The organism is Paenibacillus salivarius (assembly GCF_051307165.1).
GTDB lineage: Bacteria > Bacillota > Bacilli > Paenibacillales > Paenibacillaceae > Fontibacillus.
Genome location: NZ_CP195592.1, coordinates 2,358,035 through 2,383,879 on the forward strand (window position 1 = coordinate 2,358,035; position 25,845 = coordinate 2,383,879).

The following is a 25,845-nucleotide window of genomic DNA, read 5'->3' on the forward strand; positions in this document are numbered from 1 at the left end:
CGAATCTTGCCCGCGAATCCATTTTAGGGAGCCGGACTACCGATGAATCTGCGAATCAAACTGTTTACGGCGTTTTTGGGGCTCGTCATTATTCCGCTGTTTATTCTGGGCATCATCACGTTTTTTGTGACGTTCCGTTCCATCGAGACCAAGTATAGCGAGCAGGCCGAATATTCGCTGAAGGCCATTGCCTATAGCATCAAAAATGTTTTTCACGAAATGGACACGGTGACCGACAACGGGATCGCCAAAGGCGTGTTCCAGGAAGCCCTGGTGTCGAAGGATCCGGATTCGCAGGATTTGACGGCGGCCAACCAGTTGGAGCTCAATGCCAACCAACGGAATTTTCGTTCGCTTTTGTATAACCACCCGGCGATCGATTACGCATTTTTGTACAATGTCCATGATTCCAAGGACTCCAAAGTGATCACGATTTTTAATAAGGAAGATTTCGAGACGCTTCCCTACGAACAGTTCAAAGAGCATCCGTTGTATCAGGAGGTCATGGAACTCAACGGGGTTCCGAAGTGGATTGCGCCGCATGAGTATCCGGAGCTTACGGGATCAGACAATGTGTTCACCCAGATCCGCCTGGTCAAAGATTTAACGAGCTTCAAACGGGTAGGCGTGCTCGTCGTACAGATCAAAAATTGGGAGTTCGAAAAAATATTCCAAAGCATGACGATGGGCAGCAAAATGCGGGATACCCGTTTTTTTCTGGTGAACGACAAAGGACAGGTGCTGTACGACTATGAGTCGGAATTGACGGGTCAAACGCTGGATCAAGGCATTCAGAACAAGCTGACCTTGACGAAAGATTCGATGAGCTTCAAAGGAAAGTTTAACGGAGAAGAAAGTGTCATATCCATTTACAATTTAAAAGAGTATCCATGGAAGCTGGTGTCGGTGACCTCCTGGAGTTATCTGTCCCAGGAACTGGTGACTTTCGCCAAATGGTTTGTCGCGATTATATTGGTTTGCGTCCTAACGGCCATGCTTTTCAACCTGCTGTTCATGAACCGGATTACGGGGACGATCGGCGTGATCGTACGGTTTATGCGAAAAGTCGAAGACGGCGATTTCAATGTTCGCGTCGATGAGAAGGGCGATGATGAGCTGCTTTTGCTGCAGCAGGGCTTCAACAACCAGGTGGACAAGATCAACGAATTGTTCCATCAGGTCAAAAGGGAGCAGCTGCAAAAGGCGAACGCGGAACTGCGCGTCCTTCAAGCGCAAATCAAGCCGCATTTTCTGTTTAACACGCTAGAGTCGATCAATGTGCTTGCCGTTCAAAATGAAGGGCGGAAAGTGAGCGAAATGGTCCTTCGTTTGGCCAGCATCCTTAGAATCAGCATCCAGGACAAGGAGGAAATTCAACTCGGCCTGGAAATCGAACATTTGCGAAGCTATTTGGAAATCCAAAAATTCCGCTTTGAAGAGCTGTTTGATTACGAGTTGGATATCCCTGAGGAGATGATGAGCTGCATGCTGCTGAAGCTGACGCTCCAGCCGCTCGTCGAAAACAGCATTCAGCACGGATTCGAAGGCATAGACTATAGAGGGTTGATCAAAGTGACCGGGGTCCTCGAGGAGGACCGCATATTGCTGAGGGTCGAAGATAACGGCATCGGCATGACGAACGAGCAGTTGACCAAGATACAGTATGCGGAACCGGATATGGAAGCGGATTCGGGCTCGGATTCGGGAAGATCCGGCGCCGGTCTTTATCCGAATCATGAACGCAGGGGACTCGGGCTGCGAAGCGTTTATGACCGCATCAGGTTTAAATACGGCAGCAAGTACGGAATGTTCATTTGTTCACGTCCTGGAGAGGGAACGGTGATCCAGTGCGTAATTCCAAAATATGAATTGGGTGACAAACGATGAAACTGAAGGCTTTATTGGTTGATGACGAGATTCATATTTTAAACAATCTTGCCAGGGTGCTACCTTGGGAAGCCATGGACTTCGAAATTGTCGGTCTTGCCAAAAATGGCGTAGAGGCGCTGGAAACGGCGACGCAGCACGAGCCGGACCTGATCCTTTGCGATATTCGAATGCCGGTGATGGATGGAATGACGTTCATTCAGAAAGTGCGCGAACAAGGATTGACCAGCGAAATTCTGCTGCTTACGGGGTACCAGGAATTCGAGTACGCCAGGACGGGGATCAGATACGGGGTCAGGGATTATATTTGCAAACCGATCAACTATTTTGAGCTGGAAGAGGTCGTCCGGAAGCTTGCCGTCCACATTCGGGAGAAGCGGGACAAACAGGGCAAGGAGCAACGGTTGAACCGCGTCGCCACGCTGGCGAGCGAGAAATACCTGCTTCATTTGCTATTGGGCCAGGATACGGAAGAAGAGAGCGTTCTGTGGGATGGAGAAGAAGAGGCCGAAGGACGGAAAGTGCACGGCCTGCTCCTGTTGGATTTGGAAGGCTATGCGTTCAAATCCATGTCCTGGAGCGTACATGAACGGAAAGCCTGGAATTTGCATATCAAAAACGCAATTAAAGAAGTTTTTTACCCCATTGCGGGGCAGGGTACGGTTTTGCAGGTAAGAGAGGGGGAATGGTGCCTCATCTTCCACTCGCCCTTGCGCGAGGAAATGACGCGTGAACTCCTGGAACCCGGATGCAAGCAGCTGCAAAGCATTATAACGGACAAGAAAGATATGATGATCCGGATGTGTCTGGAGCAGCGTTCTTTCGAGCTTTCCGAGATTGCGAACATATATAAGCGGATGCAGCAGGCTCTGATTTTAAGCCCGGCCGAAGAATGGCTTCCGGACATCGGGGCGATCAGCGCGGGAGACTCCGGAACCGGATTGCACAAGGAAAATAAAGGCTCGCCATGGCTGTTTATCGAGCGAATCGCAACCGGGCTTCGTACCGGAAGTCACGAGAGCCTGGCGCAGGTCGCTTCGGAACTGAAATATTACGTGGGCCATTTGACGGAAAACCAGGCCGGCAGGGCGGAAAAGCTGCTGAACTACATGCTGATCCATCTGCTTCGGGAGATGCGGGAGCTGCAAATGCTGACCGTCGAACAGGAAGAAGCGGTCTGGATTAATTTGCAAGGTCCGCTCAGCGTAAAAGAATTAATGACCTTGGTCGTTTCGCTGCTTGACCTTTGCCGCGAGTCGCTGGCGGCAAAAAAATCGTCGGAAACGCTGATGATGTCGGCGCAAAGCTACATCCAGCACCATCTTGGAAACGACTTCGGCATCGAGGACATCGCCGAGTATTTGGGGATCAGCTGCAGTTACTTTTGTTTGTTGTTCAAAAATCATTTCGGTGAAACCTTTGTGGAGTATTTGACCAAGCAGCGGATTGAAATGGCGAAATTCCTGCTGAGCGGCACGGAGAAATCGGTAACCCGGATCGGGTCGATCGTCGGTTACCAGGAGCGGCGTTATTTTACGAAAGTGTTCCAAAAGTATACCGGGATGACGCCTTCGGAATACAGGCAGAGGGATTCATCCGCATCCTGAAGGGAAAAGGTGACGATTGATGGATTTAGCCAAACTGAGTTTGAAGGAAAAGATCGGCCAGTTGTTTATATGCGGGTTTCAAAGCGCGCAAGTCGATGAACAAATCCGCACGTTGGTGAAAGATTATCATGTCGGAGGCACGGTGTATTTTCGGCGGAACGTGGAATCGGTGCAACAACTGGCTGCGCTGTCCGCCGATGTGCAGGCGCTTCCGCGAAGCAAGCCCGATATCCCGCTGTTTATCTCGATCGATCAAGAAGGCGGAATGGTCGCGCGTCTTGATCATGAAGGGATGAGCCGCATTCCGGGCAATATGACGCTCGGTGCCGCCAATGATCCGCATCTTACGGAAGAAGTGGCCGGACTTGCGGCACAAGAGATGACCGCACTCGGCATCAATTTTAATTTTGCGCCTTGCGTTGACGTGAACAACAATCCGGGAAACCCGGTCATCGGCGTCCGCTCTTTCGGCGAGGATCCCGAATTGGTAGCCGTTCATGGGGTCGCGGCTATCCGTGGTTACCAGCAGAACGGCGTTATTGCGACAGCGAAGCACTTTCCCGGCCACGGCGATACGGCGGTGGATTCCCACCTGGGATTGGCGGTCGTTCCGCATGACAGGGAGCGTTTGAACGGAATCGAGCTCACCCCATTTCGAAAAGCGATCGATGCAGGAGTCGATGCGATCATGACGGCGCACGTCATTTTTCCGGCGTTTGAACCGGAGGAAATTCCCGCAACCTTATCGCGAAAGGTACTCACGGATCTTCTGCGGTCGGAGATGGGATTTGACGGAGTCATCGTGACGGATTGCCTGGAAATGCATGCCATCGCCAAATCTTGCGGCATCGCCGAAGGCGCGGTGAGAGCCATCGAGGCCGGGGCGGATCTCGTGCTCGTCAGCCATACGTTGTCCGATCAGATTGCGGCGATTGAGGCGGTATACGAAGCGGTCGCTAGCGGCCGGATCCTTGAAGAAAGGATCGACCGATCCGTAGAACGCGTGCTTGCCTTGAAAGCCAAACGGATCGGGGGGCTTGCTGCAGGACGCGGTGAAGGATCCCATGCAGTACCTATGCCGTTGACGCCGCCGGAAACGGGCGGTCCATTGCTGGCGGAGGCCTCGGAACGGAGCGTGACCCTGGTTAAGCATGACGGGAGCCTGCCGCTTAATACCTCCGATCCCATACTGGTTATATGGCCAGAACTGCGTCACCGTACAGAGGTCGATGAACCGTCGGTGCATCGGTACACACTGGCGGATGCGCTGAGGCCTTATGCGGACCGCGTCGTTCTTTCCGTGATCGGGACCCGCCCGTCGGATGCGGAAATCGAAGAAGTGCTCAAGCAAAGCGCGGATTTCAGGCAAATCGTCGCCGTCACCTATACGGCGGAGAGCGAAATCCCCGAGGGTCAGAGCAAGCTGATCAATTCGATTAAACGAAATCGCAGGTCCGAGTTGATTGTCGTCTCCTCTCGAAATCCTTATGATCTAAACGCATTCCCGGATGTCGGAACATATTTGTGCCTCTACGAAAATCGCCCGGGTTCCCTTGATGCGCTGGCCAAAGCATTAACCGGAAGACTCCGATGCGAGGGCGCGCTTCCGGTGAGCCTGAACAGCGACTATCCGGCAGGTTTTCGACACGTTTCCCAATAGCGATATCAGGCAGTATCCCTGTTTGGACAGGGATCTGCTTTTTTCATTTTTTATTAGCAACTTTTTTAGTTAAAATGCGTTAAATTAGATATGTGACACGAGAGAGTTACAAATGGGAGTAGAGAAGGAGTCAGTCATGAATTTCAAACGATTGCTAATTACGACAATGATAGCGGCATCGCAAGTTGCGGCGGTGCTGCCCGCAAGCGCGGACGCAGCCGTGCCGACGGTGCCCGCTACGGAACAGACGGAAACCGTGAATCCGAACGATTCCGTAAATCAGGCGGCAAATCCCGGACAAGCCGGAGAACAGGTGATCCAAGGAACGGATACAACGGGGAACACGAATGGAACGGACACTTCCGGATCCGGTCAGGACGGAACGGGAGCGAATGGAACGGGAGCAAATGGAACGGGAACGAACGGAACGACGGAAAATAACGGATCCGGCAGCACTACTACGAACAACAATAACAACACGAACAGCACGACAACTCCGCAGCAGCAAATTCCGGCAGTCGATGGAAGCTCGACGAACGGAGGAGAAGGCAAGCTCGTCCTGACGATGAACAGCAAGAAAATATATAAAAACGGTACTGAATATATTGCCGGTCACCCGATGGAAGTCAAGAAAGGGGTATCTTACGTCCCGGTTCGCGCGATTGTAGAAAGCGCAGGCTTACAAATTTCATTCGACAATAAAACGAAGGAAACGATTATCCAGCGCGGAACCGATGAGCTCCGTTTTAAAATGAATACCTCGAGCTACAAAGTCAACGGCGTTACGACGAAAATGAGCGGAACGTCTTATATCGTCAAGAACAATTTTATGATTCCGTTGACCGCGGTAACCAAAGCATTGAATATGCCGTATACGTGGGAACAAAAGACCAAGCAAGTTATTATCAGCATCTCGACCAAGCCGCAGGCTTCGTTCTCGATCGGCAACGCCGAAGTCATTGCCGGCGAAACGCAGGTGCAGTATTTGACCAATTCCTCTTCGCCAAGCGGTCTTCAGATCGTAAATGAAGAGTGGACCGGACGCGAGGACATGTTTATGGTGCCCGGTCAATACGTCGTTACTTACCGTGTACAGGATTCCAGCGGCCAATGGAGCGATCCGTTCTCTTTGACGGTCAATGTCGTTAAGCCGCATACGCCGCCGGTAGCCAACTTTACGACGGATAAAGATACTTATAAAATGGGCGAATTGATTACCTATAACGATCTGAGTACGGACGAAGTTGAAATTACGGACCGCATTTGGGAGAACAAGGAGTTCGCTTTCTTTGCTCCGGGACCCGTGACGATTAAGCTGACGGTGGTTAACAGATTCGGTCTGACCTCGACGATCGAGAAGACCATTAACATCACCAACGAAACGTTGTATACGAGAGACGATTTCAATAAATTGTTCACGCCGGTCGGGGAAAAATTCGTTTTTGACGGCACCCAGGTTCCGAGCTGGGCGAGAGCAAACTATTCCATTACGTCCGAACCGACAACATTGATCCGAAGCAACAGTCCTGAAACGGTATATTCCGACGGTGTCGTATATCGCGAAACCGCGATCGGAGATACGCGGTTCATGATTCACCATGTGAACCAAACCGGCAAAAATGTAAAGATGTACGTTATTGCCACGAACAACAGCGGGGAAAGCGCCCGGTTGACCCAAGTCAATTTGGGATTTGCCGGCCCTAACCAATATGCGACAGGCGTAGGTAAAGCCTCCGTTCAGCGCTACTACGAATCGATGCAAACCGGAAACAAATATAAGGATGTATGGATCGCTCCGGGAGAAAGCAAAATCGTTTTGACCGAGTTGAATGCGACCGTCATGAAGCCGGGAGAAGTCATTTCCCTTCTTGCGGATGTGTACAGCGACCACTCGCTGCAATATAACGTAATTATGCTTGACGCCAACAAAGATCCGTTCGTATCCCTTCCGTACCTGAGCACGCTTGAGCGCGATGTTCACAACCGCGGCACGTACCCTGACGCGACACGGAATATCGAATACTCCGAACTGATCGGCAACACGCCGATGCGTCTCCTCCTGGGTGACAACTCCAGCGATCCGTTCCTGGTAGGCTGGGATGGCCCGAAAAACGGGGAATACGCGCTGAACGCAGGTAACTTCGGCGTCGTTTACCGCATTAAACTGTATCGGGTTGCCCCGAACACGCTGATCACGTTCAACCCTCGAGGCGGTTATTATACCGGATCGATCATGGTCAACGGCAATATCGTTCAGCTCACGACGAGCGGAGGCTTGAGCGCGCCGAACGAAAACAGTGTGCTGTACCGCACTGGAGACCGCGAGCAAACGGTAGAGATGCTGTTCACGGCTGCACCGGGCAGTAACTTGTCCGTCAACCTGCTGTTCCAGCAAATGCCGGAAAAGAAGCAGCCTTAACCTACGGAATTTAGAATAAGACCCTGCGGCAAATCTTCGTCATCGGCGGAGGTTTGCCGCTTTTTCATTCCCGCGATTCGCGCATTTGACGGAGATTGGGATTTGCGGCATTATTAGTAGTGACGCATGAAGGTTGAACGGGAGGAATGTCGCATGCTGTCAACAGAGGAAATCCTCGGTGTCATGTCGGCTCAAGGCCTACGGATTACGGACCAGCGCAGAAGCCTGGCCAAGCTGTTCGCCGAAAGAGACGGGTATTTGACGCCGAAAGACGTATACGAGTATATGTGCAAGCAGTACAGCGGTTTGAGTTTTGATACCGTTTATCGGAACTTGCGGGTTATGGAGGAGCTCGGAGCGATCGAACAGGTCGTGTTCGAGGACGGCCTTAAATTCCGGGCCGGCTGCAGCAGCGAAGGCCATCATCACCATCATATGATTTGTCTGCAATGCCAGAAAACATATCCGATTCATTTTTGTCCGATGCCGTTGACCGATGCGCCTGAGGATTTTAAGGTCGTGAAGCATAAATTCGAGGTGTTTGGCTATTGTAAGGAATGTCAACGGGATGGGGCGGAAAAAGCGGCGGTTCAAGGCGGGAGCGCCTCGAAATGAGCCTTCCCCGCAAAATCGCGAAAGTACCGATCCATTTTTACCGGAAAGTCATTTCGCCTCTTAAGCCGCCGACATGCCGGTTTTATCCCACCTGTTCGGCTTATGCGCTTGAAGCGATTGAGGTCCATGGGCCGATAAAGGGGGCGTGGCTCGCGGCAAAGCGGATCGCGAAATGCCATCCGTTTCATCCCGGCGGGATCGATCCGGTTCCCCCGAAGAAGGATGCGCCTTGACATGAGGGAGAAGTTTTTCATAATATAAAGGCATAACGATATTTCGATGAACGGATAAGTACAGGGGATTGAACCAGTAGCAGAGAGCCGGGGAAGCTGAAAACCGGTCTGGAACCTCCCTGGAAAATGGTCCTGGAGAATCTGCTTTCGAGCCGGCTTGTTTGACGAACGGTAAGGGAGTGGCGCGAATTCCGGCGTTATCGGAAGGTCAGAGATGACCGGCTGAGCCTGCCGTCTGCAAAGCGGCGGGGAATTTGGGTGGTAACACGTGAGTATACTCTCGTCCCATGATTGGGACGGGGGTTTTTTATTTTCATTTATCTTTTGAAGGAGATGACCTTGAATATGTCGGAAAAGAAGACGTTTTATATCACAACCCCGATTTATTACCCAAGCGACAAGTTGCATATCGGGCATGCTTATACCACGGTGGCGGGAGATGCGATCGCCCGTTACAAGCGTCTGCGCGGATATGACGTCCGCTACTTAACAGGTACGGATGAGCATGGCCAGAAGATCGAACGCAAGGCGAGCGAAGCCGGCAAAACGCCGCAGCAATTCGTGGATGACATCGTCGTGGGGATCAAAGACCTCTGGAAAAAGCTCGACATTTCGTATGACGATTTTATCCGGACGACCGAAACCCGTCATAAAAAAGTCGTTGAGGATATTTTTGACCGGCTTGTGCAAAAGGGCGACATTTATAAAGGCGAGTACGAAGGCTGGTATTGTACGCCTTGCGAATCGTTCTTCACGGAGCGCCAGCTTGTCGACGGCAATTGTCCGGACTGCGGTCGCCCGGTGGAACTGGTCAAGGAGGAAAGCTACTTTTTCCGTATGAGCAACTATGTGGACCGCCTCCTGAAATACTATGAAGAGAATCCGGAATTTATCCAGCCGGAGTCGCGCAAAAATGAAATGATCAACAATTTCATCAAGCCCGGGTTGGAGGACCTGGCCGTCTCCCGGACGACGTTCGACTGGGGGATCAAGGTAAAGGGAGATCCGAAGCATGTCGTTTATGTTTGGATCGATGCTCTGACGAATTATATTACGGCGCTCGGATACGGAACGGAACACGATGAGTTGTTTAACCGGTATTGGCCGGCCGACGTGCACCTCGTGGGAAAAGAGATTGTCCGGTTCCATACGATTTACTGGCCGATTATGTTGATGGCGCTGGATTTACCGCTTCCGAAAAAGGTGTTTGGGCATGGATGGCTCCTGATGAAAGGCGGCAAAATGTCGAAGTCGAAAGGGAATGTGATGGACCCGAACGTGCTGATCGACCGGTACGGTCTCGATGCGACCCGCTATTATTTGCTTCGCGAGGTTCCGTTCGGGTCGGACGGCTCGTTTACTCCTGAAAGCTTCGTGCAGCGGGTGAATTCGGACCTGGCGAACGATCTTGGCAATTTGCTTAACCGCACCGTTGCGATGATCGGCAAGTATTTTGACGGCGAAGTTCCTGCTTATCGTCCGAACGTAACGCCATATGATGCGGATTTGTCGAACTTGGCCCGGGAAACGGTGAACAAGGTCGAGGAAGTAATGGAAAACCTGGAGTTTTCCGTCGCGCTTTCCGCGATCGGCGCGTTTATCGGCCGGACGAACAAATATATCGACGAGACCCAGCCTTGGGTGCTTGCAAAAGATGAAGCGAATAAAGATCAGCTCGCTTCCGTCATGGCTCATTTGGCGGAATCGCTGCGGATTGCTGCAATCTTGCTGCAGCCGTTCCTGACTCAGGCGCCGGCCAAAATCTGGGCGCAGCTCGGTTTGACGCCGGGCGAGCTGACGAGCTGGGAAAGCGCCAAGTCGTTCGGCCTCGTTCCCGCGGGGACAAAGGTAGGCAAGGGCGAGCCGATCTTCCCGCGGCTTGATGCGGAGCTTGAGGTCGAGTTCATCTCGAACTCGATGTCGGGCGGCGCGTCGGCAGGGGCGGCGGAGCCTCAGCCGGCAGGAAGTGCCGCTTCGGAATCCGTGAAGCCGGAGCCGAAGGAGGAAATCGGCATCGACGATTTCGCCAAGGTGGAGCTGCGCGTCGCCGAGGTTCTGGCATGCGAGCCGGTACCTAAAGCCGACAAGCTGCTCAAGCTCCAATTGGACCTTGGTTACGAGCAGCGTCAGGTCGTATCGGGCATTGCCAAGTTTTACAAACCGGAAGAGCTCGTCGGCCGCAAAGTCATTTGCGTGACGAACCTGAAACCGGTGAAGCTGCGCGGCGAGCTGTCCCAAGGTATGATTCTCGCAGCATCGCAAGGAGACCAGCTCACGCTGGCAACTGTGCCGGATTCGATGCCGAACGGCGCGATCGTAAAATAATTTTGTTTAGGAAGAAAGCCAAGGGTTCTGCCCTTGGCTTTTGCTTTTAGTCCGGGCAATTCTGTATGAAAAATCGTACACAATTCCGCTTTTAGGCGAATTCCGGACAATTCTGTATGAAAAATCGAACACAATTGCGCGTTTTTTCGGATTTCGAACAATTCTGTATGAAAAATCGTACACATGTCCACCTCTAGCGGGATTGCGGTCCTTTTCTGTATGATTTTGAACGTCATTGGAAGGCCATTGGGGCGGATATTCATATACACATGGCACCGTACCGCACTGTTATTCATCATTCGTGTTACCGCTTAAAGCCGGAAGGCGTTTTTTTTATCTCTGATCTACCAATAATAAATAGATGTTGACATTCGAATTATAGTCACCCTATAATCATATTTGTAATTATTACGATTAAGGGAGAGGGAGAAATGAAATTTTACATAAACAGAGGAAGTAAGGTATTCATTACGGCGGCAGCCCTGCTGCTCATGCTCATCGGTCTGGCCGGATGCGGAAAGGGAGCGGACTCCGGCGGGCAAATCGTAGAAGGCAAAGTCAATGTGGTGACCAGTTTTTATCCTATTTACGAATTCGCCACCGCGATCGGCGGGGAACAGGCGAATGTGATCAATCTGCTTCCGGTCGGGGTGGAACCGCATGATTGGACACCGCGGAGCCAGGATATTCTGAGTACGTCAAAGGCGCAGCTATTCCTGTACAATGGGGCCGGCCTGGAAGGCTGGGTGCCAAATTTCCTGAAGGGAATGGGCAGTGACGCCAAGGTTTTGACGATGGAGGTCAGTCAAGGCATTCAGCTGATTAACGCTGAGGGCGATGACGGGCACAATCACGGGGCAAGCGAATCAGAGGACCATGCGCATGAGGGAGAAGAACACGCTCATGAGGGAGAAGAACATGCGGATGAACATGCAACCGACGAACATGCCGATACGGCAACGGAGTCGGTTCCGTCCCATCATATCGACCCGCACACCTGGGTCAGCCCGAAATCCGCAAAAACGATGGCTTCAAATATTAAGGACGCATATATCAAAGTCGATCCCGAGCATAAGAATGATTATGAAGCGCGTTACGCGGATCTAGCCAAAAAGCTTGACGAGCTCGACGCCAAATTTACCGAGGCATTGTCCAACACGTCCAAAAAGGAAATCGTCGTCTCGCACCAAGCATTCGGTTATTTATGCAGAGACTACGGATTGACGCAGCATGCGATTATGGGCCTTTCGCCTGACGCCGAACCGAGAGCCCAGGATCTGGTCGCTCTTAGCAAATTGGTTAAAGAAGAAGGGATCAAGTATATTTTCTTCGAAGAGCTTGTTTCCGACAAATTGGCCAAAACGCTGGCGGGGGAAGCAGGGGTGGAAACCCTTGTGCTGAATCCGGTGGAAGGGTTGACGAAGGAGCAGCAAAAGGCGGGGGACAATTATTTTTCGCTGATGGAAAAAAATTTGCAAAATCTGATTCTCGCCCTACAATAAAGAGAGAACTGCATACTACCGAAAAGGAAGATAAAAATGAAATCCGTACTTGCCGCGGATGCGGCTTACTGTCATGAGCATATTATCGAGCTTGATCGTGTATCGTTTTCATATAAGGACCAGCAGGTCATCCAAGATTTAAGTTTGGTTGTAAAGGAAAGGGATTTCGTCGGAATCATCGGCTCCAACGGAGCCGGTAAAACGACGCTGCTGAAGATGATGGTCGGTTTGCTCCGACCGTCCGCAGGCGAAATCCGAATGTTCGGAGAGCCGATCCGCAAGTTCCGCGACTGGGACCGGATCGGCTACGTCCCGCAAAAAAACGCATTTAATCCGCTGTTTCCCGCAACGGTTCGGGAAGTGGTCATGTCAGGCCTGTACAGCAACAAAAAGCTGTTTAAGCGAATCGGGAAAGAAGACCATGAAAAATGCGAGGAAGCGCTTGAAGTGATGCGTATTGGCGATATTGCGGGCAAACGGATCGGCCAGCTTTCGGGAGGCCAGCAGCAGCGGGTGTTTCTCGCCCGGGCCTTGATTAACCAGCCGGACCTGCTGATTCTGGACGAGCCGACGGTCGGCATCGATGCGCAAACCCAAGCTGATTTTTTTGAACTTATTTTTCATATGCATGCCCACCACCATATGACCTTTCTTATGGTATCCCACGACATTGAAATGATCGAAGGCTACCTGGGCAAGGAACCTCGCGACCGCTCGGGAGGAATCAAGTTTTACGTGCGCCACTCTCACGAACAGGACTGCGCGATACCGGGCTTACAGCATTCGATCGTGGAGGAAGCGCACAACGTCAACATTTAAAAGAGAAGCCGGATTTTTTTACGCACGCACTTAAAGAGATATTAGGAGATGTGACATTTGGAGATTTTAACTGCTGATTTTTTTCAAAGAGCGCTGACAGGAGGGCTTCTCATCGGGTTGACGGCTCCTCTGATCGGCATTTTTCTTGTTCTCCGGCGTCTTTCCATGATCGGGGATACCCTGGCACATGTGACGATTGCCGGTGTAGCGCTGGGATTTCTGATTGAAGTTTACCCTATCGGCGTCGGCCTGGTGTTTGCCGTTGCGGCCTCGTTCGGCATCGAAAAGCTGCGTAAAGCCTACAAAAGCTATGCCGAGCTTTCCATTGCCGTGATTATGGCCGGCGGGGTGGCGCTGGCCTCACTGTTCTTTACGTTGGGGATGGGTTACAATAACGATGTGGTTAGTTACTTGTTCGGCAGCATATACACGCTCGACACGATGGATCTGTATGTCGTAGGAGCGGTTACCGTGATCGTCGTGATTGTCGTTTCCGTTTTTTTCAAGGAAATGTTCCTGCTTACGTTTGAGGAAGACGCCGCTTCGGTCAGTGGAATACCGGTCAAGCTGCTGAATATGCTGATTACGGTCATGACCGCGCTTGTGATCAGCACCGCGATCAAAATCGTCGGCGCTTTGCTGGTCTCCGCGCTGTTGACGATTCCGGCCGCATGCAGCTTAATCATTGCACGGAGCTTTAAAATGTCCGTCGTTTTCTCGGTCGTCATCGCGGAAATCGCCGTTGTCGTGGGCTTGATGATTGCGGGGATCTGGAATCTGGCACCCGGTGCGACGATCGTTCTTCTGCTGATTGCCATGCTTGTACTATCATTAATCGGAAAAAAAGGATTTTCCGCCTGAACGATAGATTAAAAATGTGGAGGTAGATATGGCTGACATTAATCTTTGGGTTGCGTTCGGGGCCGGCATCGCCTCTTTCATTTCTCCTTGCTGCCTGCCATTATACCCGTCCTATCTGTCTTATATCACCGGCATGTCGGTGCAAACGCTAAAAACAGAGCAAAACAAACGGGAAGTCCGGTTTCGTACGATGACCCATACGCTGGCATTTATCCTTGGTTTTTCGGCCGTTTTCTATACGCTTGGTTTCGGAGCCGGCTTGTTCGGCGAGTTTTTTAACGATAACCGGAATTTGATCCGCCAGTTGTCGGCCATTCTGATCATCTTGATGGGCCTTTTTTTGCTCGGTATCTTTCAGCCGCAATTTTTAATGCGTGAGCGGAAGCTGGACTTGAAATTCAAACCGGGCGGGTACATAGGATCGTTCATTTTCGGAGTCGGATTTTCCGCTGGCTGGTCTCCTTGCGTCGGACCGATTCTGGCCGCGATCATCGCGTTGGCGGTCAGCGAACCCGGGACGTGGTTTAGCTTGATCACCGCCTATTCGATCGGTTTTGCCTTACCTTTCTTTGTACTGGCATTCTTCATCGGGTCTACCCGATGGATCCTCCGGTACTCTTCCGTACTGATGAAAATCGGCGGAGCGTTGATGCTTCTGATGGGCGTGCTGCTGTTCACCAACCGTATGGCCCAAATCACCATTTGGCTGCAACAGCTCACGCCGGAATGGTTGAAGTTCTGATCCTGGTTTCCTCGGACTTGCCAATTGACAAGCTTAACATGTATCATTAAACAAGTAATGGGATTTGCTGCGGCAAGTCCTTTGTCAACTCATGGAAAAGAGGTTATACCAGATGCCAACGCCCAGTATGGAGGATTATTTGGAGCGTATCTACAAGCTGATCGACGAAAAAGGATATGCCCGGGTTTCCGACATTGCGGAAGGGCTGGAGGTTCATCCTTCGTCCGTTACCAAGATGATTCAAAAGCTCGATAAAGATGAATATTTGATCTATGAGAAATATCGGGGGCTCGTTCTGACGAACAAGGGGAAAAAGATCGGCAAACGGCTTGTGGATCGTCATGAGCTGCTTGAGGAATTTTTGAAGATGATCGGTGTCGATCAGGATAACATCTATAAGGATGTCGAAGGGATCGAACACCATCTGAGCTGGGATTCGATCACCTGCATCGCCGCATTGGTGGAGTATTTCAAACGCGAAGAATCCCGGGCGCAGGATTTGCGGGAAATCCGTATGGAGCTGCTGGGCGAATCGTAGAACAGGCATCTGTCTGAAACCGGACAGATGCTTTTTCTTTGGGAAAATTTAATTTCACCGCAACTCTTGGAAAGCCGGGCGCGTTTCAAATAGTAGATAACATTTTTGGAGGTATTCGATGAAATTATTGCGCACGATGTTAATTCCTCTTCTGATCGTCATGCTGGCGTGGCCGGTAACATTTACGGATCAGAATGTCCAGGCCGCCTCGTCTCAAGATATCCGGCTTTATCTGGACGGAACGCTGCTAGCTAGCGATACGTCTCCTTATATTAAGGCGAAAGAGAACGTTACGATGGTTCCGCTTCGAGTTATCAGCGAGGGGCTGGGAGCGGTTGTGGAGTGGTCTGCCACGGCAAGAACGGCCACGATTCAGAAAGACGGCAATACGCTAATTCTCGGTATCGGTCAAAAAACGGCCTCCGTGAACGGCAGCTCCGTACCGTTGGACGTGTCCGTCGAAAACAAAAGCGGCCGAACGATGGTGCCGATTCGTTTTGTAAGCGAACAGCTTGGACTCGTCGTGAACTGGGATCAAAAGCTCAGAACGATTTCCCTGATTTCGTCGGCGGGTTCCGCTGAAACGCCGATCGAAACGCCTGAGCCGACCTTGCCGGAGAATCCATCCGCAAGCCATGAGATGCGAGGAGCCTGGGTGTCCACGGTATCCAATCTGGACTGGCCGAGCAAAGCTTCTTACGGGAAGGCCGACGCTCAGAAACAAGAATACGTCAAACTTCTCGACGAATTGCAGGGAATGGGGATTAACGCGGTGTTCGTTCAAGTTCGTCCGTCGGCAGATGCGATATACAATTCGGCGCTCGTACCTTGGAGCTCTTACTTGACCGGTACGGCTGGGAAGGATCCCGGTTATGATCCGCTGCAGTTTCTGATCGAGGAAACCCACCGCCGCGGCATGGAGTTTCACGCGTGGTTCAACCCGTTCCGCGCCAGCACGGGAAGCGATGCTTCCAAGCTTCCTGCAAATCATGTCGCCAACTTGCATCCCGACTGGATCGTAAAATTCGATGGGAAGCTGTACATTAATCCGGGCATTCCGGAAGCCCGTCAGCACATCATTGATGCGATCCTGGAAGTCGTGCAGGGCTACGATATCGACGGCGTGCATCTGGATGATTATTTTTATCCTACCGGCGAAACGGCCTCGGCGAAATTTAGCGACGACAGCACCTACAAAAGTTATAACGATAGCCGGATCGGCAATAAGGGAGATTGGCGAAGGGATAATATCAATCAATTCGTGCGCGAGCTCGGAACGAGCATCCATCAAATCAAGCCTGACATCGCATACGGAATCAGCCCTTTTGGGGTTTGGCGAAACAAGGCGAGCGATGTGTCCGGTTCGGATACCAAAGCGAGCATAACGGCATACGACAGCACTTATGCCGATGTCCGTACCTGGATCAAAAACGGATGGATCGATTATGTGGTACCGCAAATCTACTGGAGTATGACGAGAAAAGAAGTCCGCTACGATATTCTTGCCGATTGGTGGGCGGCTCAGGTGAAGGGGACGAACGTCAAGCTTTATATCGGACATGCGCCTTATAAACTGGGAACGCCGGAGGCCGGATGGAACAGCGCGGATGAAATTATAAGACAACTTGATTATAACCGGGGCATCCCGGAAATTTCGGGCAGCATCTTTTTCAGTGCGAAAGATTTAAGAGAAAACCCGCTCGGCCTCATTCCGCTTCTTCAAAACTATTACAGCGATTATTAAGAATAGGGCAGGCCCCCTTCCTCATACATAAGCAATAGACTTGTGTATGGAAGGGGGTTTTTTGTTGCTCATCAACGGTGTTTTTGAAGGTGGAGGAGTTAAAGGCATCTCCCTGGCGGGCGCCGTAAAAGCAGCGGAATGTCACGGAGCCCGATTTCACCAGGTGGCCGGAACCTCGTCGGGGTCCATCGTCGCGTCCCTGATCGCAGCCGGTTATAATGCCGAGGAAATGAAGGAAATGATTATGGATACTTCTTTTTCCACCTTTTTACGCAGGGCACCCATCTTTAATACGGCGATCATCGGGCCTGCCATAAGGGTATTATTGAAGAAGGGATTATATTCCGGTGAAGCGCTGGAGGAATGGATTCGCGGCATTTTGCGATGCAAAGGAGTCAAAACGTTCGGCGATCTTGAGGCAGGTAAGCTGAGAATCATCGCCTCGGATATCACCGGCGGAAAAATCATGGTGCTTCCGGACGATCTGCCGAAAATCGGCCTGCGCCCGGAAAACTTTGAAGTGGCCAGAGCCGTGCGGATGAGCTGCAGCATTCCGTACTTTTTTGATCCGGTACTACTCAGATTGCCTGCAAAACACGCCAAAGGAAAAAAATTCAGCGAACAATTTCTTCATATCGTGGACGGGGGAGTGCTTAGCAATTTCCCGCTCTGGCTGTTCGACCGCGATCAGCAGGGGAGGAAAGAAAACAAGGTTCCTACCGTCGGGTTTCAAATGGTAGGGAAAAATAGCGGCAAGCCTCATGTTATTCGCGGGCCTTTTTCCATGCTTCAGGCTTTGGTGGAAACGATGCTGTCCGCGCATGATGAACGGTATATCGAACAATCGAACCGATACCGCACGATTAAAATACCGACGCTCGGAATCGGTACGACTCAATTCGATATCGAAAAAGAAGAAAGCCTGCTGCTTTATGAATCCGGATTAAGAGCCGGCAACCGTTTCTTCGGAGACTGGAATGTACAGTATTACGAAGAACAGTTCATAAAGTATCAGCAGGCATAAATTTAATGGTATTTCGGCAAGTCGTCCTCATTTTTTCCTTTGTTGCCGTCGATGACTTGAAAAGGATAGGACTTGCGTTTTTTGCCGGACGGAGGCCGGCGCTCGGCGGCTACCTTGGCCATCGTCCGGGCCGAAGGTTTGACCTTCGGCTTTTGTTTTGCGAATTTTCGCGGCGGGAACTTGTAAAGCAGGAATACGATTCCCACGACAATCAACGGTATGATAAGACCACCGATCCGAAATGTTCCGCCGTTAAACAGTCCATCCACAATGCTGAAAACGGCAAGCGCGATTAAAATCCAGAACAGAATGGCCTGTTTTTTCATAAATGATCATCCTTTCACGGGATCCAGTGAAGAACGGCCGACTGCATTTTCCAAGGTAGAGGATTGCTCCAGGCTCTCATCGAGTTGGCGCATTCTGTTAAACGACGCGATCGATACTTCGACCTGATCGTCGCTCGGTTCTTTTGTGGTCAGCAATTGAAGCCACAGCCCCGGATAACCGAGGTATCGAAGTACAGGAATGTCCCTTACCGAGTTCGTAAAACGGAGCAATTCAAAAGATACGCCGATGACGATCGGCAGAAGGAGTACACGGATGTATACCCGTTCCCACAGAGTGTCCCAACTGAAAATCGGCAAGGAATAAATGACGATTCCGACGATAACCGTCAAAATAATAAAGCTGCTTCCGCAACGATAATGAAGGCGGCTGTACTTCTGCACATTGGCCGGCGTCAATTCTTCGCCCGCTTCGTACGCACTGATCACTTTATGCTCGGCACCGTGGTATTGGAACAGCCGTTTGATGATCGGCGTCTGGGACATCAGCCAAAGGTAGCAGAGCAGAAGAAAGATTTTAATGACGCCTTCAATAAGACTGTGCAGCGTCTGATTGGTAAATGCATGCTGGAACAAAAATTGTTCGAGCACGGCCGGGACAAGCGTGAAAATCAGCTTCCCGACAATAAAGGATAAAACCCCCACGACGGCGACGCCCAAAATCATGGAGAGTGAGAGGCCCGATTCTTCCTTGGCTTTTTCCTTCTCTTTCTGTTTGGCGCGCTCTTCCGGATCCGTCTCGTCATCGGCCAGCGCCTCCGCCGAATAGTTTAAATGCTTCGAGCCTTTGGCACTGGAGTCAACGATACTGACAATACCTCGAAGAAACGGTACTTTTCTAAGCTTCTTCACCCAGGTTTTATCCTGTTTGGGAACTTCCAAAAAGGTGATTTCTCCATTTTTGCGGCGTACAGCGGTGACATTGACATGTTTGCCGCCGAACATGACGCCTTCCATTACGGCTTGGCCGCCATATATTGTTGGTGTGGATTGCTCAGGCAACGACTTCACCTTCCTAGAAAATGTAATATTCATTTCATAATAATGATTAGAACATTTCCATTGTATCGAACTTCGGGTTTAAATTCTAGTTTGATTAGTCTTTTTTGATTTGCGCATACTATCCGTATCCAGAAATGTTTGACGGAAGGGAAGAGGATTCGTGGATCAACATGATTACAGAAGAAAACACAAAACCAACATTTGGACGTTTGCGCTGCAAATCGGCCTGTTCGCCGGGCTGATTTGGGGGGCGGTCAAAGGTCTCTTTTACTACATGAGTTTTACATCCGTCGTCCCGGGATATTTGGTCGAACCCTTTTTCAAGCATGCCTACCTGGATTCGCAGCGGGGATATTACATCGGATGGGTGTTTTTTATTCTGTTTTCCATATTGGCCACGATGATTTATACGCTTGTTTTTCGGAAGCTGAAGGGCCCGTTGCCGGGCATGATATACGGAATCGTATGGTGGGCGGTCATCTTTGTTCTCCTAGGACCGCTCCTGCATATGACGCGTCCGATTCCGAAATTGTCCTTCAACACGGTATTTACGGAGTTCTGCCTTTTTCTGCTCTGGGGATTATTCATCGGATATACTGCCGCAGAGGAGTTTACGGATGAGCGAGGGCGCGAGCCGAACAAGGGATCCAGATAGTACAAAAAAGCTTTCAAACATCATCCTTCGTGTGTTAAAATAACCCATGGTTGTTTTTTCTGAAAATGTCCGATAAGAGCGGTCTTTCAGCCGTTTTGAACGACCTCTTATCTCAGGGAAGGGTGAGCAGGATGTTACGCATCCTCGTACTGAACGGGCCGAATCTGAACATGCTCGGGATCCGCGAACCCGGGATCTACGGAACGGAAAGTCTCGGCGATATTGAAGAGAGACTCGGTTCGCTTGCGGAACGCGAAGGAATCGAAATTGCATTTTATCAATCGAACCATGAAGGTGCTATTATCGACCGTATTCATGCCGCTTACGGAGCTTGCGACGGAATTTTGATCAATCCCGGTGCGCTGACCCATTACAGTTACGCGCTTCGCGATGCGTTGACCACGGTCAACATTCCCGCGATTGAAATTCATTTGTCCAACATTCATGCCCGCGAAGCATTCCGCCATCATTCGGTGATCGCACCGATCGCTATCGGACAAATCGCCGGATTCGGAGCGTTCGGCTATGAAATGGGACTCCTGGCCATGAAGCGTCATCTGGAGCGTCCGGGAGCCTAAATAGACACCGGATCAATGACAGGAAAAAGAATATGAGTAGACGTTTCAAAAAGTCGCCTTTCATCACGAAGGAAAACCGACTTTTTGAACACGTACTATTTAAGGAGAGTTTATTATGGGGAGCATTCGAGTTGCCGGACTGCGAAAAGCGATGGAAGATCGCGGAATCGAAGCCGTCTGGATTACCGGTGATGTGAACCGCCGCTATTTGACGGGTTTTACCGGTTCATCGGGCTATGTGTTGGTTACGCGGCAAAAGGCTTTTCTGCTGACGGATTTTCGCTACATGACGCAGGCTGCCGAACAGGCCTCCGGATTTGAAATTGTGGAGCATGGAGCTTCCGTGAACGAGAGCTTAAAACAGCTGTTGGCCGAGGAAGGGATCGACAGGCTCGGGTTCGAAGAGGATAAGGTCGTATTCTCGCAATATCGGGCCTATGAGCGCGATCTTAAGCCGGTAGAGCTTGTCCCTGTAAAGGAATTGGTGGAGGAGCTCCGCCAATTCAAGGACGAAGATGAGCTGAAATTGATGAAAGAAGCGGCCGATTTGGCCGACAAGACGTTCCTGCACATGCTTGAGATTCTTAAACCGGGCGTATCGGAATGGGACATGGCCTTGGAACTGGAAACGTTTATGCGGAAAAACGGCGCGTCAGGCCCTTCTTTCGATACGATTATCGCTTCCGGCGAACGTTCGGCGATGCCGCACGGGGTTGCCAGCGAAAAAATGCTGGGTCGTGACGAATTTGTGACGATGGATTTCGGTGCATTGATGAACGGATATTGTTCGGACATCACGCGCACCGTATTTCTCGGACAGCCTTCCGCCAAGCATCGGGAAATTTACGATATCGTGCTGGAAGCCCAAATGCACACGCTGGAGTTCCTTCGGCCGGGCATGACGGGTCGCGAAGGGGATGCCCTGGCACGGGATATTATCACGAAGTACGGATACGGCGAACAATTCGGTCACAGCACGGGCCACGGACTCGGCATGGAAGTGCATGAGTCGCCACGGGTTTCCAAATTAGGAGATACCGTACTTCAGCCGGGTATGGTCGTGACGGTGGAACCGGGCATTTATATCCCGGGTTTCGGCGGCGTGCGGATCGAGGACGATGTCGTCATCACCGAAAACGGTGTAAAACGGTTGACCGAGTCAACCAAAGAATTTATTATTTTAGGCTAGAGACATTTTTTAAGGTCGTTCAAAATTGTTGAAAAGCTAACTTTTTGAACACGTATTTCATTCAATTTGAGGAGGTTCTTTTGTGATTTCAGTAAACGATTTTAAAACAGGCTTGACCGTCGAGGTGGACGGCGATATTTTTACGGTTCTTGATTTTCAGCATGTAAAGCCAGGCAAGGGTGCGGCATTCGTCCGCTCCAAACTGAAAAACCTCCGCAATGGCAACACCGTGGAGAAAACCTTCCGCGCCGGTGAAACGATCGGCCGCGCGCTGATCGAAAACCGCGATGTCCAGTATCTGTATGCGAGCGGACAAGACCATGTGTTTATGGATAACGAAACCTATGACCAGTTCAGCTTGTCCGAAGAACAGCTGAAGTGGGAACTGAACTTCCTTAAAGAAAATATGAATGTGAAGATCGTCAGCTATCAGGGCGAAATTCTCGGGATCAACCTGCCGAACAGCGTCGAGCTGAAGGTCATCGAAACCGAGCCGGGAATCAAAGGCAATACGGCAACCGGCGCGACGAAAAACGCGAAAGTTGAAACAGGGCTGAATGTTCAAGTGCCGCTCTTTATCAACGAAGATGACGTGCTTCTGATCGATACGCGCGAAGGCAAGTACATTTCCCGCGCATAGTGACGGCCGGATTTCAACCGCGGGGCCTGGACGGGCTCCGCTTTATCTTTCCTCCATCCGATCCGGATGGGGGAATTTTTTGTAATGTTGCCAAAAGCATTGACTAGTTTCGGGTCCTTCGTATTATACTGGTTTAAAGCGTTACTGATAGAAATATGCGATGAACGCGTCACAGGCAGGAGTGCCGGATAGGATTGAGCACATTAGGGAGGGTCTGACTTGGCTTTATATGTTATGAAATTCGGAGGAAGCTCCGTCGGCGATACGGAGCGCATGCAGCGCGTTGCCCGGCGCGTCGTGGAGAAACAGGATGAAGGGCATCAGGTGATCGTGGTCGTTTCCGCGATGGGAGATACGACTGACGATCTGATCGATCAGGCGAAGATGCTCGGCAATGATCTGTCCCTACGGGAAATGGATATGCTGATGACGACCGGGGAACAAATTTCCATCGCGTTGTTGTCTATTGCCATTCAACAGCTGGGCCGTAAAGCAATCTCGTTCACGGGATGGCAGGCAGGCTTTCGCACCGAGGACGTGCACGGGAAGGCACGGATTACGGATATCCGTCCGGAACGGGTAGTCAAAGCGCTGAAGGAAGGAAATATCGTCGTTGTCGCCGGATTCCAAGGCATGACGGAGGACGGAGAGATCACGACCTTCGGGCGCGGCGGTTCCGATACGACGGCCGTAGCCATAGCCGCCGCGACTTCGGCCGATTATTGTGAAATTTATACGGATGTGGACGGCGTCTATTCCACGGATCCGAGAATCGTTCATAACGCGCGCAAGCTTGCGGAAATCTCGTATGACGAAATGCTGGAACTTGCCAATCTGGGTGCAGCGGTGCTTCATCCCCGCGCAGTGGAATACGCGAAGCACAACCAGGTACGTCTCGTCGTCCGCTCCAGTTTTAACCATAATGAAGGAACAGTGGTCAAGGAGGAAGTCAATATGGAACAAGGTGTAGTAGTCAGCGGTATCGCTTACGATAAAAATGTGGCTCGGATCAGCATTCTCGGGGTATCCCATGTACCTGGCGTCCTGGCTAAGGTATTCGGCTCGCTGGCGGATGCTAAAATCGATGTCGACATTATCGTTCAGAGCGGGGTAAAAGACGGCAAAGCCGACTTTAGCTTCACGGTAGCTTTGTCCGATCGCGAGAAAGCGCTCGGCGTGCTGGAAGGGATCCGCGGCGAACTGCCTTTCGAAGAAGCGACTTCCGAAGACGATTTGGTGAAAGTATCGATTGTCGGTGCGGGTATGGTCAGCCATCCGGGCGTAGCCGCACAAATGTTTGACGTGATCTCCAAAGAGGGCGTGAACATCAAGATGGTCAGCACTTCGGAGATTAAAGTTTCCTGCGTCATCGATGCGGGCAAGCTGAACGAAGTGGTTAAGGCGCTGCATACGGCATATGGACTTGATACGGAAAATCAGGTATTTGTCGGAGGTCCGAAAGATCGCCGATAAGATAACGGCATGAACTGAATATAAGAGCGATTGAGCTGTCCTACGGTAGTTTTCTGCCGGGGCGGCTCTTTTTTTTTACTAAAATAGCGGGTTCGGGCATATCGATGATATGAGGAGTATTGGACAAGAAGGAGGTCATTATGCTCGATAAATTTGTGACCGGGATGGCCGGTTTGAGAATCATGTCAGGGACGATTGAAATATTGGCCGCGCTTCTGATGTTGAAGCTGGGACGCGTCGACAAGGCGCTTGCCGTCAATTCGGCGCTTGCCTTCGTCGGGCCGAGTATCTTGATTATTACCACCTCGATCGGGCTGGCCGGCATGGCGGATAAGCTGTCCTGGTCAAAGATGATATGGATCGGATGCGGCGTTGCGTGTCTCTTAATCGGCATTTTGAAGAAATGATAGATTTACCGTCATAAACGAAAAGTACAGGCATAAACATGAAACATACTAAGAGTTTTGGAGGTACGAAGGTGGACCAAACCTGGTTATCCGTATTTCCCGACAATCTGCGCTCCCTGATTACCAAATTGCCGCCTACTCTATTTAACGGTCTGGAAGAGGTGAGAATCCGGGAAGGGCGGCCGCTTGAAGTCAACGCCGGAGGTCGATGCTATTTTGTGACCCCGCAGGGCGGACTTACCCGCGAGCCTGGAGCCTCTTTCATACCCGGGAGGCAGGACAGCAACCGGTTGCTCGATCTGATGACGAACCACTCGCTTTATACGATGGAGGAGGAGCTGCGAAAAGGCTTCATCACCATCACCGGGGGGCATCGGATCGGACTGGCCGGCAGGACCGTGCTTAGCGGGGGGAAGGTCGAACATCTCCGGGATATCAGCGGATTTAATATCCGAATCGCCCGGGAAGTGGCAGGGATCGCTGATCCTTTGTTGCCGCATTTGCTTGATTTCAAGCATCGAACCGTTTCCCATACCCTGATCCTGTCGCCTCCGCAGCAGGGGAAAACAACGTTGATCCGGGATCTTGCCCGTCAGATCAGCTACGGAACCTGGGGGCATCCCGAGGCGAAATGGCAGGGCTTGAAGGTTGCCGTCATCGACGAACGCTCTGAAATCGCAGGAAGCAAAAGAGGAGTTCCCAGTTTCGATCTTGGTCCCCGGACGGATGTCATGGACGGCTGCCCCAAAGCGGAAGGCATCATGATGATGATCCGCTCCATGTCGCCGGACGTTCTGATCGTCGATGAGATCGGACGTCCGGAAGATGCGGAGGCCTTGGCGGAAGCGCTGAACGCCGGTGTGAGGGTCATTGCGACGGCGCATGGCTCAGGCCTGCAAGATTTGCCCGCAAGGCCGGCATTGTCCAAGCTGTTCGAGGATTCGTTCTTTCAGATGTATGCCGTGCTTAGGCGTACGGAGAGGGGCCTGTCATTCCGTCTCTGGGACGGAAAGAAACGCAAGGCTCAGGACCCGGGCTGGAAAGGCAGGGAGGAGCATGGTTAAAATATTCGGCGCCGTGCTGGTCATCGCCGCCGCCACGATTGCCGGCTGGGTTCAGGCCAGGCAATACGCGAATCGTCCAAACCAGATTCGCAGGTTGATCCACGCTTTGAAGCGGTTGGAGACAGAGATTATGTACGGTTTCACCCCTCTCCCGGACGCGCTTGAACGAATTGGCGAACAGAGCGGGGAGCCGATCAGGAGGATTTTCGGAGGCGCCGCCGAGCAGATGAACCCCCCTTTGAACCGGACGGCCCAGGACGGCTTGCAGCACGCGATTGAAACGGGATGGAGATTCACCGCCATGAAAACGGCGGAAAGGGATGTTTTGAAGGAGCTCAGCTTCACGCTTGGGACAAGCGACCGGCAGGATCAGCTTGGGCATATTGCGACCGCAATCCGGCAATTGGAAAGCGAAGAAGCGGCTGCACGCGAGGAGCAAGGCCGCTATGAAAAAATGTTTAAAAGCCTCGGATTGCTGTGCGGTGCGTTCATCGTCATTTTGTTCTACTAATCCCGT

Annotated in this window: 24 protein-coding genes; 22 read left to right on the top strand and 2 right to left on the bottom strand. The window is 51.3% G+C overall.

Annotated features, from left to right (window positions below; genetic code table 11):
* Positions 1-42 precede the first annotated feature (42 nt).
* From ACSFXJ_RS10490 to ACSFXJ_RS10555, 14 genes are all read left to right on the top strand, one after another.
* On the top strand, positions 43-1,887 hold the full coding sequence (locus ACSFXJ_RS10490; RefSeq protein WP_435925087.1) for a cache domain-containing sensor histidine kinase: 1,845 nt from the start codon (positions 43-45) through the stop codon (positions 1,885-1,887).
* On the top strand, positions 1,884-3,494 hold the full coding sequence (locus ACSFXJ_RS10495) for a response regulator transcription factor (protein ID WP_435925088.1): 1,611 nt from the start codon (positions 1,884-1,886) through the stop codon (positions 3,492-3,494). Before ACSFXJ_RS10490 ends, ACSFXJ_RS10495 begins: the two co-directional genes overlap by 4 nt.
* A gap of 19 nt (positions 3,495-3,513) precedes the next feature.
* Positions 3,514-5,154: a beta-N-acetylhexosaminidase gene (gene nagZ / locus ACSFXJ_RS10500; protein ID WP_435925089.1), complete on the top strand. Its 1,641-nt coding sequence runs from the start codon at positions 3,514-3,516 to the stop codon at positions 5,152-5,154.
* Positions 5,155-5,290: 136 nt separating this feature from the next.
* Positions 5,291-7,573 carry a copper amine oxidase N-terminal domain-containing protein gene (locus ACSFXJ_RS10505; RefSeq protein ID WP_435925090.1) on the top strand — a complete coding sequence of 761 codons (2,283 nt, stop codon included), beginning with the start codon at positions 5,291-5,293 and terminating at the stop codon, positions 7,571-7,573.
* A gap of 153 nt (positions 7,574-7,726) precedes the next feature.
* Positions 7,727-8,188 (top strand): Fur family transcriptional regulator, encoded by a 462-nt coding sequence (locus ACSFXJ_RS10510; RefSeq protein WP_435925091.1) that lies wholly within the window; start codon positions 7,727-7,729, stop codon positions 8,186-8,188.
* Positions 8,185-8,421 (top strand): membrane protein insertion efficiency factor YidD, encoded by a 237-nt coding sequence (gene yidD / locus ACSFXJ_RS10515; RefSeq protein ID WP_435925092.1) that lies wholly within the window; start codon positions 8,185-8,187, stop codon positions 8,419-8,421. Before ACSFXJ_RS10510 ends, yidD begins: the two co-directional genes overlap by 4 nt.
* Before the next feature lie 345 nt (positions 8,422-8,766).
* Positions 8,767-10,746 (top strand): methionine--tRNA ligase, encoded by a 1,980-nt coding sequence (gene metG, locus ACSFXJ_RS10520; protein ID WP_435925093.1) that lies wholly within the window; start codon positions 8,767-8,769, stop codon positions 10,744-10,746.
* A gap of 431 nt (positions 10,747-11,177) precedes the next feature.
* Positions 11,178-12,248: a metal ABC transporter solute-binding protein, Zn/Mn family gene (locus ACSFXJ_RS10525; protein WP_435925094.1), complete on the top strand. Its 1,071-nt coding sequence runs from the start codon at positions 11,178-11,180 to the stop codon at positions 12,246-12,248.
* 36 nt (positions 12,249-12,284) lie between these two features.
* Positions 12,285-13,067, top strand: a complete 783-nt coding sequence (locus ACSFXJ_RS10530; RefSeq protein ID WP_435925095.1) for a metal ABC transporter ATP-binding protein — start codon at positions 12,285-12,287, stop codon at positions 13,065-13,067.
* Between the two features lie 57 nt (positions 13,068-13,124).
* Positions 13,125-13,928, top strand: coding sequence for a metal ABC transporter permease (locus tag ACSFXJ_RS10535; protein WP_435925096.1), 804 nt, complete (start codon positions 13,125-13,127; stop codon positions 13,926-13,928).
* A gap of 28 nt (positions 13,929-13,956) precedes the next feature.
* On the top strand, positions 13,957-14,670 hold the full coding sequence (locus ACSFXJ_RS10540) for a cytochrome c biogenesis CcdA family protein (RefSeq protein WP_435925097.1): 714 nt from the start codon (positions 13,957-13,959) through the stop codon (positions 14,668-14,670).
* 112 nt (positions 14,671-14,782) lie between these two features.
* On the top strand, positions 14,783-15,208 hold the full coding sequence (mntR, locus tag ACSFXJ_RS10545) for a transcriptional regulator MntR (protein ID WP_435925098.1): 426 nt from the start codon (positions 14,783-14,785) through the stop codon (positions 15,206-15,208).
* A gap of 118 nt (positions 15,209-15,326) precedes the next feature.
* A complete protein-coding gene (locus tag ACSFXJ_RS10550) occupies positions 15,327-16,952 on the top strand; it encodes a family 10 glycosylhydrolase (RefSeq protein ID WP_435925099.1) in 1,626 nt (541 codons plus the stop codon).
* A 64-nt stretch (positions 16,953-17,016) separates the two neighbouring features.
* Positions 17,017-17,976: a patatin-like phospholipase family protein gene (locus tag ACSFXJ_RS10555; RefSeq protein WP_435925100.1), complete on the top strand. Its 960-nt coding sequence runs from the start codon at positions 17,017-17,019 to the stop codon at positions 17,974-17,976.
* A gap of 2 nt (positions 17,977-17,978) precedes the next feature.
* Here ACSFXJ_RS10555 and ACSFXJ_RS10560 read toward each other — a convergent pair whose 3' ends face one another.
* Both ACSFXJ_RS10560 and ACSFXJ_RS10565 read right to left on the bottom strand, forming a co-directional pair.
* Positions 17,979-18,302, bottom strand: coding sequence for a hypothetical protein (locus tag ACSFXJ_RS10560; RefSeq protein ID WP_435925101.1), 324 nt, complete (start codon positions 18,300-18,302; stop codon positions 17,979-17,981).
* A gap of 6 nt (positions 18,303-18,308) precedes the next feature.
* Positions 18,309-19,322, bottom strand: a complete 1,014-nt coding sequence (locus ACSFXJ_RS10565) for a DUF1385 domain-containing protein (RefSeq protein ID WP_435925102.1) — start codon at positions 19,320-19,322, stop codon at positions 18,309-18,311.
* Positions 19,323-19,482: 160 nt separating this feature from the next.
* Between ACSFXJ_RS10565 and ACSFXJ_RS10570 the strand changes: the two genes are divergently transcribed.
* From ACSFXJ_RS10570 to spoIIIAB, 8 genes are all read left to right on the top strand, one after another.
* The gene (locus ACSFXJ_RS10570) at positions 19,483-19,977 is read left to right on the top strand and encodes a YqhR family membrane protein (protein WP_435925103.1); all 495 of its coding nucleotides are present in this window, start codon (positions 19,483-19,485) and stop codon (positions 19,975-19,977) included.
* A 131-nt stretch (positions 19,978-20,108) separates the two neighbouring features.
* Positions 20,109-20,555, top strand: a complete 447-nt coding sequence (gene aroQ / locus ACSFXJ_RS10575; protein ID WP_435925104.1) for a type II 3-dehydroquinate dehydratase — start codon at positions 20,109-20,111, stop codon at positions 20,553-20,555.
* A 115-nt stretch (positions 20,556-20,670) separates the two neighbouring features.
* Positions 20,671-21,744, top strand: coding sequence for a M24 family metallopeptidase (locus ACSFXJ_RS10580; protein WP_435925105.1), 1,074 nt, complete (start codon positions 20,671-20,673; stop codon positions 21,742-21,744).
* A gap of 82 nt (positions 21,745-21,826) precedes the next feature.
* A complete protein-coding gene (gene efp, locus ACSFXJ_RS10585; RefSeq protein WP_435925106.1) occupies positions 21,827-22,384 on the top strand; it encodes an elongation factor P in 558 nt (185 codons plus the stop codon).
* A 219-nt stretch (positions 22,385-22,603) separates the two neighbouring features.
* Positions 22,604-23,857 (top strand): aspartate kinase, encoded by a 1,254-nt coding sequence (locus ACSFXJ_RS10590; protein WP_435925107.1) that lies wholly within the window; start codon positions 22,604-22,606, stop codon positions 23,855-23,857.
* Between the two features lie 140 nt (positions 23,858-23,997).
* Entirely contained in the window at positions 23,998-24,264 is a 267-nt protein-coding gene (locus ACSFXJ_RS10595; RefSeq protein WP_435925108.1) for a YqhV family protein, read from the top strand.
* A 38-nt stretch (positions 24,265-24,302) separates the two neighbouring features.
* Positions 24,303-25,328 carry a stage III sporulation protein AA gene (gene spoIIIAA, locus ACSFXJ_RS10600; protein WP_435925109.1) on the top strand — a complete coding sequence of 342 codons (1,026 nt, stop codon included), beginning with the start codon at positions 24,303-24,305 and terminating at the stop codon, positions 25,326-25,328.
* Positions 25,321-25,839: a stage III sporulation protein SpoIIIAB gene (gene spoIIIAB, locus ACSFXJ_RS10605; RefSeq protein ID WP_435925110.1), complete on the top strand. Its 519-nt coding sequence runs from the start codon at positions 25,321-25,323 to the stop codon at positions 25,837-25,839. The genes spoIIIAA and spoIIIAB overlap by 8 nt, the downstream gene beginning before the upstream one ends.
* Positions 25,840-25,845: the final 6 nt, after the last annotated feature.

Bases quoted from the DNA above. Each gene is read 5' to 3' on its own strand.
- spoIIIAB (WP_435925110.1), top strand. From the start codon at position 25,321: ATGGTTAAAATATTCGGCGCCGTGCTGGTCATCGCCGCCGCCACGATT.
- ACSFXJ_RS10540 (WP_435925097.1), top strand. From the start codon at position 13,957: ATGGCTGACATTAATCTTTGGGTTGCGTTCGGGGCCGGCATCGCCTCT.
- ACSFXJ_RS10530 (WP_435925095.1), top strand. From the start codon at position 12,285: ATGAAATCCGTACTTGCCGCGGATGCGGCTTACTGTCATGAGCATATT.
- yidD (WP_435925092.1), top strand. From the start codon at position 8,185: ATGAGCCTTCCCCGCAAAATCGCGAAAGTACCGATCCATTTTTACCGG.
- spoIIIAA (WP_435925109.1), top strand. From the start codon at position 24,303: ATGAAACATACTAAGAGTTTTGGAGGTACGAAGGTGGACCAAACCTGG.
- ACSFXJ_RS10550 (WP_435925099.1), top strand. From the start codon at position 15,327: ATGAAATTATTGCGCACGATGTTAATTCCTCTTCTGATCGTCATGCTG.
- ACSFXJ_RS10510 (WP_435925091.1), top strand. From the start codon at position 7,727: ATGCTGTCAACAGAGGAAATCCTCGGTGTCATGTCGGCTCAAGGCCTA.
- ACSFXJ_RS10580 (WP_435925105.1), top strand. From the start codon at position 20,671: ATGGGGAGCATTCGAGTTGCCGGACTGCGAAAAGCGATGGAAGATCGC.
- mntR (WP_435925098.1), top strand. From the start codon at position 14,783: ATGCCAACGCCCAGTATGGAGGATTATTTGGAGCGTATCTACAAGCTG.
- ACSFXJ_RS10560 (WP_435925101.1), bottom strand. From the start codon at position 18,302: ATGAAAAAACAGGCCATTCTGTTCTGGATTTTAATCGCGCTTGCCGTT.
- nagZ (WP_435925089.1), top strand. From the start codon at position 3,514: ATGGATTTAGCCAAACTGAGTTTGAAGGAAAAGATCGGCCAGTTGTTT.
- ACSFXJ_RS10505 (WP_435925090.1), top strand. From the start codon at position 5,291: ATGAATTTCAAACGATTGCTAATTACGACAATGATAGCGGCATCGCAA.
- aroQ (WP_435925104.1), top strand. From the start codon at position 20,109: ATGTTACGCATCCTCGTACTGAACGGGCCGAATCTGAACATGCTCGGG.
- ACSFXJ_RS10525 (WP_435925094.1), top strand. From the start codon at position 11,178: ATGAAATTTTACATAAACAGAGGAAGTAAGGTATTCATTACGGCGGCA.
- ACSFXJ_RS10490 (WP_435925087.1), top strand. From the start codon at position 43: ATGAATCTGCGAATCAAACTGTTTACGGCGTTTTTGGGGCTCGTCATT.
- metG (WP_435925093.1), top strand. From the start codon at position 8,767: ATGTCGGAAAAGAAGACGTTTTATATCACAACCCCGATTTATTACCCA.
- ACSFXJ_RS10595 (WP_435925108.1), top strand. From the start codon at position 23,998: ATGCTCGATAAATTTGTGACCGGGATGGCCGGTTTGAGAATCATGTCA.
- ACSFXJ_RS10495 (WP_435925088.1), top strand. From the start codon at position 1,884: ATGAAACTGAAGGCTTTATTGGTTGATGACGAGATTCATATTTTAAAC.